Source organism: Verrucomicrobium sp. BvORR106 (assembly GCF_000739655.1).
Classification (GTDB): Bacteria; Verrucomicrobiota; Verrucomicrobiia; order Verrucomicrobiales; family Verrucomicrobiaceae; genus Verrucomicrobium.
The window spans coordinates 25847-37788 of the sequence record NZ_BATR01000031.1 but is presented as its reverse complement, the minus strand read 5'-3'; the positions used below and the strand labels follow the sequence as shown (position 1 = coordinate 37788).

The window sequence follows — 11942 nt, the reverse complement described above, 5'->3', positions numbered from 1 at the left end:
AGGCCTTGATCTGCTTTACGACCGCGGTCGCTGACTTGGAACTTGAAGACTGTGACAAACACTTTCACTCTATGAAACCAACCAGCATTGCGCTTCTGATTTGGTTCCATGTTGTGCTCCTTGGAGCGTATCCGATCCTGGGCCAAGATAGGAGCCAGTATGTTGACCACCCGGCTGCGCTGGAGGGGTTTCGCAACATGGACGCGTGGTCGATCGCGGAGTTTCAACTGCCATTGACCGTGTTGGCAGAGTCGAGGCGGGATGGGAAATCAAGAGCCACACCCCACGCCCCTCCTGAAGTCCGGCTGATGGAGTACTTTGTGGGGCCGCTGCCAGAAGGCACCGCCTTTATGTACGACAGCGCGTCTTGGACGCTGGCGGTTCGATCCACCAACGAAGCCCTCCAGAGGATCCAGCACTTTTGTGCGACGGCCACCGAGGCCCCCAACATTCTCTTGTTCAAGTTGGAGGTGTTTGAGTCTCGTGCAGGTGCTGACTTCAAGCTTCATGAAAGGTTTCTGGCGGAGCACGATCATACCGTTCATGTCGAAGCTCTTCGAAAACAGACGGAGAGAGGAGATGCCAGGTTGGTTGCCATGGGCCAGTGGGATGGAAAGTCCGGACAACGGACGGATGTTGTTTGCGACAACCCTGAGGCGGGCACCTGTCTGAATGTGATGGTGGATCCAACATTGGGGCCCAGTGGGGCCGTCGCTGTGAATCTGGATTTCGAGCAACTTGCTGCATCATCCTCCAAGCCTAAGTTGTCGGAGGCGCGCGCGGAGGCGAAGATCACGACCTCGGTAACGGTTCAGTGTGGCAGGCCTCGGGTGATCGGGATGTGGAAGCCGAGAGGGTCCGCGAAAGATGTGACAAGGACAGCTGTCCTCACTGTCGATGCCGTACCGCTTCTGCCAGAAAAGAATCCCCAAATGGCGGAGAGGCTGCGTGCGTCGCTCGGTCTCACTGGCGGTGCGGAGATTGCGAAAACTTCGAGCCCACAAGAGATCATTGTACCCCCAGGCATGGTACTTCGTCAGATTGATTTTCCAATTAACCCGTACCTGTTGTGGCAAGACCGAAACGTTCAGGGTGGGATGGTGATGGACCCTTTTGCCGCCGAATCGGCAGTGGAAAACCCCGAATTCACTGGCTCGCTCAAGGAAATCCTCAAGCAGCAGGGGATAAATCTCTCAACAGAATCAAAGGTCTACTACCATCGCCAGACTACCACGTTGGTTGTCCTGTGTGACCCAGAGATCATCGATCAGATTCAAGGTTTCTTGGATGGAATCATGTTTCACCCTCCTACGGTGTTAAGAACGGAACTCCAGATCGTGGAAGGGGAGGCTGCGCAGATTGGTTCCCTTGTCGCCGCGACCGAGGGATTGACTGATCATACCACCGCCTGGAGGCTCTTGGAATCGCTGGTGGTGAAGGGAGATGTAAGGCAGACGGGCTTGTTGATCACCGAGACGCGCAGTGGTCAAAAGATGGCGATGTTTGCCGGTGAGTCGATGAGGGACGATCCGCAAAGTGACGCTCAAGATGAAGAAGATCGTGATGGGCCTCCCGGGATTGGCACTCGACTGGTGCTGGACCCTGTTATGGGACCCGACGGCTATTCCATCGACGTGAACATGACCCTGACGCATCATGGCTTGTTTCCGCTGGAGAACGGAAAACAGCTGTCACCGCCACACTTCATCAAGACCTCGTTCGAGACAGCTACAGGTAAGCCGGTGCTATTCGGTGTTTGGTCGTCGGGCAAGAATTCGGCATCTGGGAAATCCAATCTCCAGGCAGCCTTCCTAAAAGTGCACTACGTCCGGGTGGTTAACTGAAATCGCGAGACTGGCCTTCTTAACTTTCAATCTACGGAACCGTGAGTCGGTGTGCCCATCAACTAAACAAGCCCTGCCCATGAGTGGTGTCACAAAGCTAATCTTGTTGTTCTTCGTCCAAGCACTTCCTGGGCTGTCTGGACTGATGGCACGTGAACCGGCGAGCGGGAAGCAGGTGGCTGAGGCTATCGAAGCGTTTCGGAGAATGGATGAGTGGGACATCAAGACCTTTCGGATTCCGGTCGGTTACTCGCTCTTTCGAACAGGCTCTTTGGATGAGGCGGTTCCTGCCTCCGCGACTGCGACCGCGAGGAGCAAAGTGGCTTTGGAAGAACAAGTGGGTGATCTGCCTGATGGAACGATCATCGAGGTCGAGATTGGATCTGGCACATTGGTGGCACGGAGCACCAACGAAGGTCTGCAGCGGATCGGCCAATTCTGTGATCAACTCTGCCGCGAACTGCCTCAGATCATCTCCTTCAAGCTGGAGGTTTACGAGACTGCGAGTTTTATGGAAGAGTCTCAGCTTCTCTCTCTTCTGGAGCGTCAGGACCATGAGGTGTACGCTTCTACTCTTCGGAAGCAAGCAGCCAGTGGAGAGACCAAGCTGTTGGATCAGGTCCAATGTCAGGGAAAATTAGGGAATCGGCTTGTGCTCGCATCTGGAAAAGAAGGGACGGAGCCGCAGCTCAAGCTTGAAGTGGATACTACGCTGCTGCCTGAAAACATCGTGACGCTGAACTTGCATCTTGAGGTAGGTCACACGTCTGCTGAAGCCAGTCCTGGTCGGACGTTCCGGAACGAGGAAACTGTGATCACGGGAGCAGTCGTCAAATCCGGCACGAGCCGCGTCATCGGGATGTGGAAGCCGTGGGGAATGGAAAAGGACCTGACGCGTGTCGCCATCCTCAAGGTTCAGGCCAATCCCGTGTTGCCCGAGAAGAACGCTGTTCTGGAAAAGCAGCTTCGGGAGCGCCAGGGGCTCACGACCGCGGCACCTCCTCCTGAGCTTCGCGTCCCGGACGGAATGGAACTTCGTGTTCTCCACTGTCATGTGAACCGCTTTCACCTGTGGAGCATAAGCCGTCCCGTGGATGGTGTGCCGTGTGATCCTTTCGAGACGGCGAAACAACCGGAATTGGCTGAGAAATCTCCGCCTCCCATCAGATCGATTCAAGAAGGCCTCAAGCAGCAGGGCATTCAATTCCCTGAGGGTTCGAGGGTCTATTGGCATTGGGAGGGCCGGATGTTGGTGGTGGTGAACACTTCAGACAACATCGACCAGATCGAAGCCTTCACGGAATCTCTTTGTGGCGTTCGTCCCGCGCTCCTGATCCACGAAGTCCTGGCGGTGGAAGGCAATAGGGCGCTGATGCAGCCACTGGATGCCCGGGCAGACGGAAGCACGGATCACAGTTGGTCCTGGAAGCAGGCCCAAGCATTGCTCGCCAAAGGAGAGCTGAAGCGCACTGGCTTTCTGCGGGCAGAAACAACCACCGGACAGCGTATGTCGGCCTTCTCCGGAAGGCCTCCCAATGACGTTTCTGAAAAGGATCAAGGGAAACCCGGCGGCGCATCAGGAGATGTCGTCGATGAAGGGGACAAGAATGATGCCGAAGGGACCGAGCCCTTTGGGATTGGCACCCTGCTGGAGGCGGATTCCATCTTGGGTCCGGATGGATACACGATAGAGGCGATGTTGAATTTCACCCAACACCACGTCTCGAAAGTACCGAGTGCGACCGCTTCCAGGCCGGCGCAATCCATTCTTACTTCGACCACTCTCACAAGTGGCGTTCCCCGTCTGCTGGTCTGCCGGAAGGTTTCAAACGGCCCCACACCCGATGGGGACATGATGCAGGCTGTGTTTGTCCGGGTGAGCCGGTATCATGTGAGTCCTTGAACTTGAAAGCTGGCCCTTCTCTTCACATGAAAATCACGCTTTTGATCATAGCGCTGGCACTCTGCTGCAGTTGTCCAACTGCGCTGGCCGATGATCGCGTCAATGTGCTCCAGAAAGAGTTCGGAGGTCCATACCTCGAACTGTCGCCACAATCGCAAGAGATGGCCCGCAAGTATGTGGAGATGTGGAGTCAGGCCTTCGGGGGATCGGATGCATCCCAGTCTTTGGACGAGGTCTACAAGGCGAAGCTGCGCCCCATCGTCGAACCCTTGAGGAAAGGGACACCCTCAGAGCGAAAAGTGTACTCCGCCGCAGAGGCCATTTACCGCATGTTCGAGTATGTGCGGAGCAGTGGAAAAAGCGGCAAGTGGGACGATCCGCTGTTCAACGAATGGTTGGGTAACGCGAAGACAGATGATCCAGCCAAGCTCTCTCAAGCGGTTGCCGCCATTCTGGATGACTTCCTCAAGATCGCGTCGCCGTCACAACCGAACGCTATCAAAGGTGAATGAACCCAAGTTGGTGGCGATGGTGAGGGCAACTGGAAGTGAATTCTGTAGGCGAAAGCGGCGCTTCACGCACGCACTCCACAGCGACTTCGTCGCCAGGTGTTGACTGGTGATGGGCTAGGGCACGCCAGCAGGCCTGCGACATCGGAGGCTGGGTAAGCATGCTTGTAACTGTGCGCACTCTCCACCTGGATGCGAAGCATCTTTGGAGTGCGCGCGGGAACCGCCGCTTTAGCTACACCTTGTGATGAGTTAGAACCCTTCGCCCTTCACCGGAGCCATCGCGCCCGCATCTTTCAGCCTGCCTCCGGCTACAACAGCCCTAGAACCATTCCTCTGCCTTGGTGGCAGGAACACCGGTCGTAGTTGACGACGTAAGGAGACACAAATTTCCCGGTCTGCAGCGTTACGGCATAGAGCGGGGTCAAGAGGCCAAGGTGTCCGTTGGAACGGGCGGGCGGGGCGTTGGGTAGGTGGATGATTCGCGCGAGATCCACGCCGCAGACGCTTCAGCTAGTGTCTCCTCACGTCGTCAACTACGACCGACTCCGACAATGATCGGGCAGAGGGAGAAGTCCTGGAGCCATTGGAGCTTGAGGCAAGCTGACGGACAGTATGCTGGCGAAAGTGCTGGTGGGGCCGGCTATCAACCCGCAGGCGAAGGCGGCGCTTCACGCACACACTCCACAGCGACTTCGTCGCCAGGCGATGGAAGTTGTGGGACTCTTGCATCCCGCCAGCCGTCCGCATACTCAATGGGGTGCCAGCCATGTGAAGGGCGGCCAGGGGAAATTGCGCACGACGCCGAAGCCGAGAATGATCACGACGACGGCAACGGCCATGAATCGTGAGGGGCCTTTGGACGGTGGTGGGGAGGGGCGGTTGAGCATCCATCGCCAGAGGCCGCGCAGCAGCATGAAGCCCAGAAACGGCAGCCCCACCATGGCGAGGACGTTCTTGCGGGCTGCTTCCTCGAACCGCAGGTGGAGGAGGGCATGCACGCAGCGCGTGGCCCCGCAGCCGGAGCAGTGCCAGCCGGTGAGCCGGTGGAACATGCACTGGGGGTAGAGCTGGTTGCCCTCTGGAGGATGTTGATAGAGCACGAATGCACCCACGAGCATGACCACCAGCAGCGCGCTGCCAAGGGCGATGCGGGAGGCGGTGCGCGGACTTCCTTTCATGGGCAATGAAGAATCCGGACCCCTCAAATCTTGAACAAGTCAGGGTGTTGGTAGGCGTACCAGATGGTGATCGCAAAATTAATCAGGGAGAAGACCACGCACATCCAGCACCAGAAGCGGGCCTTTTTGGATGATTGTCTGGCTCCGGTCACGTCGCCCACCACCATCTTCTTGTCCACCTGCGTCGCGTGCACCACGGCGGGAATGCCAAAGAGGGGACAGCAAAGCAGCAGGAGCACGATGGACTGCCAGAGATAGCTGGGCACCTCTTCAAAGGTGGGCGGCGGATACCCGTGTGAGGCCTGGGCCCCTGGAGGGGAAATGCCCAGAGGGGGTGGCGGAACGGCAGCGGAACCAAAAAGCCCGGGCAGGGCACCAGCCTGGATCCACTGGGGCATGCCTTCCTTCCAGACCAGATCGTCCACGTGCAGCTGGTCTTTTCCCACCATGGCGCGGAGCTCCTCCAGAGTGAAGGGGCCCGACTGCCTGCCATCTTTGCCGACGTAGTACATGCTCCTTAGTCAGCCGCGAGGTCTGCGGTTGTCCAGTTGAAACTCACCGCTTTACATCCCGGATATTTATTCGAAATAACCGCCAAAACGACCTCCATGAACTACAGAATCCAACGCCAGAACGAGACGTACGGCCCCTATCCGCTGGAAGAAGTGCGACGGCTTTTTGCGGCGGGTAATCTGCACCCCACGGATCTGGCCTGGCCGGAGGGATCTCAAACACCCGTCACCGTCGGCAGCCTGCTTCAGGCGGCCCAAGGGGATCACACAGGCGGAGTGATTCCGTACAAGAATCCTCAGGCGCTCACCGCCTACTATCTGGCGGTCGCCTCCCTGATCCCCTGCATCGGCATCCTCACGGGGATCCCGGCGCTCGTTCTGGGGATCAAGGGGCTGAAACGGGCCAAACGCGAGCCTTGGATCCGCGGCAAAGCCCACGCCTGGATCGGTATCATCGTGGGCGGTGGGCTGGCGCTGGTCTGGATTGTGGCGCTTGGTTTCTTCGTCATCGCGATGGCGCTGAACCGGCCGCAATAGGTCTTTACTCGCGGCCACCACCTCGATCTGTGGTTCAGCGCCGCCGGCGCAATCCCCACGCTCCCAATGCCAGGATCAGCAGCAGGGCGCGGCCGGGCTCGGGCACGGCCGTGACCTGAACGTAGAAGCCGCTGGAATCCGAATAGCTGGTCCACTTCTTGTCCGGCGTCAGGCTGGGCATGCTGGAGAGCAGCGGCGTGCCGTCGATCTTGGTGCCGCTGGTCACGCCAGAGAGGTCGATGAGCATCCAGGTATCGCCGATGTTCCAGGTGAGCGGGTCCATGCCCAGTGCGGCTACCTCCAGGCTGCTGCCAGTGAGATCCACGGTGACACTGGAAAACAGGCGCAGCACATCGTTTTCCCCCAGGGGATTGGAAACGCCACTGCCGTCATTGCTGAACAGGTCAAACTGAAGGGTGCCAGCGAGGTTGATATCCACATTGGTGACGCCGCTGCTGTTTCCGAGAACCAGATCCTGAGCACCGCCCGAGTTCACTCCGTGCGATCCGCCCACCATGAGGAAGGTGCCGGCTCCGAGGTTGATGTTCTGGGAGGATCCGCCGGTGATGCTGCCTGTGCCACCCAGGACCGCGCCGCTGCCAGCCACGGTGTTCACGCTGCCCGTACCGGTGGCGGAGCCCGCGGTGTTGTTGGCCAGGAAGGTGCCCTTGCTGATGGTCGTGCCGCCGGTGTGGGTGTTGTTGCCCGTGACCGTGAAGGTGCCGGTGCCCTCCTTGTTCACGGAGCCACCTGTGCCGCTGAAGACGCCGCCGTAGGTGGTGGATTCGTTGTTTCCTCCTACGCTGAGGGCGACGCCGGCGCTGGATGTATTGACGAGGGAGAGGTTTTGGCTGCCTTTCAGACCGCCGATCTGGGCGGCGGTGGTGAATTTGCCGAACGTCAGGCTGCCGCCGTAGCTGTCGTAGTCCACGGTGCTGCCAGTGAGGCCACCCGTGAGGGCACCAAAGGAGACCGTGCCATCGCCATTCGCGTTGGCGGCACGGCTGATGTTGACCGTTGTCGCGTTGACGATGGAGGTGATGTAGGTGCCAGCCTGGATACCCGTGCCCGTCACGACCTGACCCACCAACAGCTGAGTGGTGTCCAGGCCGGAAATCGAGGACACGGTGTTGGTTACGGTGGCGCTGTTGTCCACGGAGGCAGCGATGGAGTTCAGTTCCAGCACGCCAGCCTGGATGACCGTGTTGCCTGCATGTGTGTTGTTGCCGCTGAGCTGGAGGGTGGTGTTGCCCTGCTTCACCAGTTTCACTTGCCCCGTGATCTGGCCCGTGAAGAAGCCACTGGATGACTGGTTGACCGTGAAGGTGGCAGCCGTGGCACTGGTTACCGAGCCCGGAGTGGCCGTGCTCTGCTCGAGGCGCGAGACCGTCTGGTCAAAACCGTTGAGATCGAGGATGCTGGCGCTGGTGTTGTAGGCCACGCCCATCTGCAGGACGGCAGCGGAAGGCAGGACGTTGGCTGCCATCAGGCGCATCGTGCCGCCACCGCCGACAATCGTTCGGCCCCAGATGTTGCCGGTGACACCCAGCGTGACAAGACCGCTTTGGTCAAAGTAGAGCGTTCCGTTGACACCCAGATTCACCGAATTGTCGGTGATGTTCACGGTGCTGCCGCCTGGATTGAGAACCAGCTGTCGATTGGTGCCATCGGAGGAGACAATACCGCCTTTGATATTGAGCACATTGCCAGCCCCACTGCCGCCGATGCGAAGTCCGTTGATCAGCCGGATCTGTCCCAGCAAGGTGTTCGTGCCGCTGCCATTCATCAGGCTGGAGTGGGAGGTGCCATTGGGGTCATCTCCGACGAAGGAAAGTACCTCGGAGAGGGTCACACCCCCGGTAACCTGAAGTCGACCGCGGTTCGCGGTGTATACGATGGTGCCTGCGTTGGGATTCGTGGTGGTGTCCCATGCCCCCAGGGCGTCATTGTGGGAGACGACGACGGTGCCAGACTGGATGTAAGTGGTGCCGGTGTACGTGCTGGCACCTGAAAGCGTGACCGTGCCCGCGTTCGCGGTGTTGTGGGCGATGGTGACGCTAGAGGCTCCCAAGGCGTTGTCGGCGATGCCGCCGCTGAGCGTCAGGTTCCGCGTGGCATCAGGCACGGTCAGGACCAGCTCACGTGAAGCTCCCACGGTGACTTTCCCAGAGACGGTCAGCGTTCCGGCTCCGGCATTGAGGATGCCGTTCACGGTGAAGTCTCCTGCGAGCGCGCCACTGGCTCCTGTGTAACGCAGGGTGTTGAACGAGGCTCCAGCGCCCAGAGTGCCCACGCCGCTCACTTCATAGTTCAGGGCCCCGGTGGTATCGACTGCATCTGCAGCGACTACCGTGGTGCCGGTGTATCCGGCGATCTGGTTGCTGCCATTGCGAAGGGCATATCGGGTATTGGCACCCGTTCCATAGGTGATCCAGGGCCCCAGGATGCCGGTGCTGTCATTGGTGGGAAAGCCACCCGCCACCGCGACGGCACCAGCACCCTGGACGTTCAGCGTAGCTCCCAGGCCACGGGTGAAGGTGCCGGCATTGATCGTCAGCAGCCTACTGGCACCCACGTTCCACACCTGCCCGCTGTAGGCTCTCAATGCCAAGTTCGAAGAAATGGTCAGGTCCTGCGCTGCGGCAGCGCTCAGATCGATGCCGCTTGAGCCCAGTGTGAGTGTGTTCCCCGTGGTGATCGCCACCGCCGAGGCCACACCATCCAGCTTGATGCCCAGCCAGGAGGTGTCAGCGCCCAAGGCATTGGAGGTGGCACTGCCTGCGACCCACGCGGCAATGTCGTTCCCTCCCGGAATGCCCCCGCTCCAACTGGCCGAGTCATTGAGGGCGTTGGACGAGCTGGTCTTGTTGCGGGTTGCTGCCCAGGTGGAACCGATACTGGTGGCGAGCAGCACCACGAAAAGACCCGGACGGCATAATGTCCTGGCCAAGCCCCGGTTGTGGGATGGGATGGAGGAAACGACGTGGGAAGGCGCGGCTGCGCCGGGTGAGGAGGGAGCCATGCGAGCGTGAGGGGATTATTTGCGAGCTCCAGTTTACGGAGCCCCACCTCCCTTTCTCGCGATCGAATGCAATTATTTGCAAGAACCCGACGCAAAAGTGCGGGGGCGCTTCCCGAACTTGTTCTGCCTCAAGCTCCTGCGGTGGCAGCAGCCCGCTTGCGGTCCAGGTACATCTTCACAGCCGTCTTCATGCGGCCGAGCACGTAGTACACGGTCTGGCTGCGCAGCCGCACCAGTTCCGCACCCACGATGCGGGGGACGAAGTCGGCGGGCACGGCCATGATTTCCTCAGGCCGCGCCCCGTTGAGGCCGCGGCAGAGGATGGAGGTCATGGCCTTGGTGAGGGTCTGAACCAAGGGCCCCAGGGTGATGGCGAAGTGCACCTTGTTCTCGCTGTCCACTTTTAGATACACGCCCACGGTGTCGGTACACTCCTCGTCCTTGCGGACGTCTTCGAGATCAAAAGTCTCGCCCTCCTTGGGCTCCTGGCGCTTGGCACCGTCCGACATCACAATGAGGTTCTCCCGCCGCTCCTGTTCAGGGAGGTGCTCGAAGAGTTCAATGATGTCTTGAAGGGCGGGGGGGTACATGGGACAGAGGGAAAAGGGAAGAGGGGTAAGGGAGAAGGGGGGAGAAGTTAGAAGTTAGGAGTTAGACGTTATGAGGTGCGCAAGGGGGCTGTGCATGTCCCAACGCATAACATTTAACACCTAACCCATAACTCTTAACCTCAGCTCCCCTTCTCAATCGGGCTGCGCACCATGTTGCCCCACTCGGTCCAGGAGCCGTCGTAGTTGCGTACCTTGTCGTAGCCGAGGAGGTACTTGAGCACGAACCAGGTGTGGCTGCTGCGCTCGCCGATGCGGCAGTAAGCGACGATGTCGTCGTCCTTCTTCAAGGCCAGATTCTGCGTGTAGATCTGGTCGAGCTCGTCGGCTGTCCGGAAGGTGCCGTCCGGATTGGCGGCGGTGGCCCAGGGGCAGCTCTTGGCTCCGGGGATGTGGCCGCCGCGGAGCACGCCTTCCTGGGGATACTCTGGCATGTGCGTGGTCTCGCCGCTGAACTCCTTGGGCGAGCGCACGTCCACCATGGGCTTCTTGGCCAGCATGTGCTGCCAGGTCTGGTGGTAGAAGGCGCGGTTCGTGGTGTCATCGCGCTCCAGAGGAGTGGGATAGTCGGTCGCGGGATAGTTCGGCACCTCGCGGGTCAGCGGCTTTTCCTCTGCCGTCCATTTGGCGCGTCCGCCGTCCAGGATCTTGACGTTCTTATGGCCGAAGAGCTGGAACACCCATAATGCGTAGCAGGCCCACCAGTTGGACTTGTCGCCGTAGAACACCACGGTGGTGTCCGGGGTGATGCCGTTCTTCCGGCACACTTGGGCGAAGCCCTCCGGACCGACGTAGTCGCGGGTGATTTCGTCGTTCAGATCGCGACGCCAGTCGATGTGCACCGCTCCGGGGATGTGGCCGGTGTCATAGAGCAGCAGGTCCTCGTTGCTCTCGACGATCCGGAGGCCCGGTGTGTCGAGATTGGCGGCCAGCCAGTCGGTGTCGACAAGGGCATCAGGATGGGCGTAGGCAGAAAGCTTGGGATTCATGACAGAAAATCGATCGGCGTGAGCAAAAGGTACGTCCCAACATGCTTTTGAGCCGCCAAAAGGCAACCCTCAGGGGTGACCGGGGGAGAGAAACGTCCGCAACTCCGCTGGCAGCGGGGCCACCCATTCCTGCCTGCCCTGGCCGTCGTCCAGAATGAGCCGGTGGGAGTGCAGCGCCTGGCGGGTGAGGAGCAACTGGGCCTCCAGCTTGGGCGTCCATCCGGTCTCGATGAACTCCAGGTAGCAATCCTCGGAAGGGCCGTAGATTTTGTCCCCCACCACATAGTGCCCCAGATGGGCCAGATGCACGCGGAGCTGGTGCATGCGGCCGGTGTGCGGAGCACACTCGATCAGAGAAAAACGGCCCTGGTGGGGCTCATGCCTTTCCCGCACGCGGAAGTGGCTCTCACATGGGACACCTCGTTCATCCACCCGCTGCTTCACCCAGATACGGGAGTCCATGACCTCACCCTGGCGCAGGATGGGGGCGGTGACCGTGGTTTCCTCCCACTCCGGCCAGCCCGCCACCACGGCGAGATAGGTCTTGTCCATCTGTCGGCGCATCATGGCTTTGCCGAGGCGCCGCGCCGCCGGTCCGGTCTTGGCGATCAACACCACGCCGCTGGTCTCGCGATCCAGCCGGTTGATGATGGAGACTTGGCCGCCATTGGCCAGCTCGTACGCCATCAGCTCGCGAATCCCGTCCCACAGGGTGAGTCCCGCATCCGACGGTTTACTCGGGTGAATCTGGAGCGGGGCCGGTTTGTCCACCACCAGCCAGTCCTCAGTTTCATCGAGGATGGTGAAGTTGTAGTCGGAGCTGGCGGCCATGGGCGG

10 protein-coding genes are annotated in these 11942 nt (G+C 59.9%); 4 read left to right on the top strand and 6 right to left on the bottom strand.

What is annotated here, in order from left to right:
* The first annotated feature begins 71 nt into the window (after positions 1–71).
* From BV106_RS05140 to BV106_RS05130, 3 genes are all read left to right on the top strand, one after another.
* A complete protein-coding gene (locus BV106_RS05140) occupies positions 72–1844 on the top strand; it encodes a hypothetical protein (protein ID WP_038161500.1) in 1773 nt (590 codons plus the stop codon).
* A 79-nt stretch (positions 1845–1923) separates the two neighbouring features.
* A complete protein-coding gene (locus BV106_RS05135) occupies positions 1924–3747 on the top strand; it encodes a hypothetical protein (RefSeq protein WP_265595355.1) in 1824 nt (607 codons plus the stop codon).
* Positions 3748–3773: 26 nt separating this feature from the next.
* Positions 3774–4259 (top strand): hypothetical protein, encoded by a 486-nt coding sequence (locus BV106_RS05130; RefSeq protein ID WP_038161494.1) that lies wholly within the window; start codon positions 3774–3776, stop codon positions 4257–4259.
* Between the two features lie 749 nt (positions 4260–5008).
* On the opposite strand, the gene BV106_RS05125 is transcribed toward BV106_RS05130, so the two are convergent.
* Together BV106_RS05125 and BV106_RS05120 are read right to left on the bottom strand one after the other, a co-directional pair.
* Positions 5009–5437 carry a DUF2752 domain-containing protein gene (locus BV106_RS05125; RefSeq protein WP_051945124.1) on the bottom strand — a complete coding sequence of 143 codons (429 nt, stop codon included), beginning with the start codon at positions 5435–5437 and terminating at the stop codon, positions 5009–5011.
* A 23-nt stretch (positions 5438–5460) separates the two neighbouring features.
* Positions 5461–5949: a CD225/dispanin family protein gene (locus BV106_RS05120; protein ID WP_051945119.1), complete on the bottom strand. Its 489-nt coding sequence runs from the start codon at positions 5947–5949 to the stop codon at positions 5461–5463.
* A 96-nt stretch (positions 5950–6045) separates the two neighbouring features.
* Between BV106_RS05120 and BV106_RS05115 the strand changes: the two genes are divergently transcribed.
* Entirely contained in the window at positions 6046–6486 is a 441-nt protein-coding gene (locus BV106_RS05115) for a GYF domain-containing protein (RefSeq protein WP_038161491.1), read from the top strand.
* A 34-nt stretch (positions 6487–6520) separates the two neighbouring features.
* On the opposite strand, the gene BV106_RS05110 is transcribed toward BV106_RS05115, so the two are convergent.
* The 4 genes from BV106_RS05110 to BV106_RS05095 all read right to left on the bottom strand — a co-directional run bounded on the left by BV106_RS05110 (position 6521) and on the right by BV106_RS05095 (position 11936).
* Positions 6521–9508 carry an autotransporter-associated beta strand repeat-containing protein gene (locus BV106_RS05110; protein WP_081891524.1) on the bottom strand — a complete coding sequence of 996 codons (2988 nt, stop codon included), beginning with the start codon at positions 9506–9508 and terminating at the stop codon, positions 6521–6523.
* Between the two features lie 128 nt (positions 9509–9636).
* Complete coding sequence (locus tag BV106_RS05105) at positions 9637–10098, bottom strand: SufE family protein (RefSeq protein ID WP_038161486.1); 462 nt, start codon at positions 10096–10098, stop codon at positions 9637–9639.
* A gap of 140 nt (positions 10099–10238) precedes the next feature.
* Positions 10239–11105, bottom strand: coding sequence for a sulfurtransferase (locus BV106_RS05100; protein ID WP_038161484.1), 867 nt, complete (start codon positions 11103–11105; stop codon positions 10239–10241).
* Positions 11106–11174: 69 nt separating this feature from the next.
* On the bottom strand, positions 11175–11936 hold the full coding sequence (locus BV106_RS05095; RefSeq protein ID WP_038161481.1) for an RNA pseudouridine synthase: 762 nt from the start codon (positions 11934–11936) through the stop codon (positions 11175–11177).
* Positions 11937–11942 lie beyond the last annotated feature (6 nt).

Coding starts and splice junctions, on each gene's coding strand:
- BV106_RS05140 (WP_038161500.1), top strand. CDS start 72: ATGAAACCAACCAGCATTGCGCTTCTGATTTGGTTCCATGTTGTGCTC.
- BV106_RS05135 (WP_265595355.1), top strand. CDS start 1,924: ATGAGTGGTGTCACAAAGCTAATCTTGTTGTTCTTCGTCCAAGCACTT.
- BV106_RS05130 (WP_038161494.1), top strand. CDS start 3,774: ATGAAAATCACGCTTTTGATCATAGCGCTGGCACTCTGCTGCAGTTGT.
- BV106_RS05125 (WP_051945124.1), bottom strand. CDS start 5,437: ATGAAAGGAAGTCCGCGCACCGCCTCCCGCATCGCCCTTGGCAGCGCG.
- BV106_RS05120 (WP_051945119.1), bottom strand. CDS start 5,949: ATGTACTACGTCGGCAAAGATGGCAGGCAGTCGGGCCCCTTCACTCTG.
- BV106_RS05115 (WP_038161491.1), top strand. CDS start 6,046: ATGAACTACAGAATCCAACGCCAGAACGAGACGTACGGCCCCTATCCG.
- BV106_RS05110 (WP_081891524.1), bottom strand. CDS start 9,508: ATGGCTCCCTCCTCACCCGGCGCAGCCGCGCCTTCCCACGTCGTTTCC.
- BV106_RS05105 (WP_038161486.1), bottom strand. CDS start 10,098: ATGTACCCCCCCGCCCTTCAAGACATCATTGAACTCTTCGAGCACCTC.
- BV106_RS05100 (WP_038161484.1), bottom strand. CDS start 11,105: ATGAATCCCAAGCTTTCTGCCTACGCCCATCCTGATGCCCTTGTCGAC.
- BV106_RS05095 (WP_038161481.1), bottom strand. CDS start 11,936: ATGGCCGCCAGCTCCGACTACAACTTCACCATCCTCGATGAAACTGAG.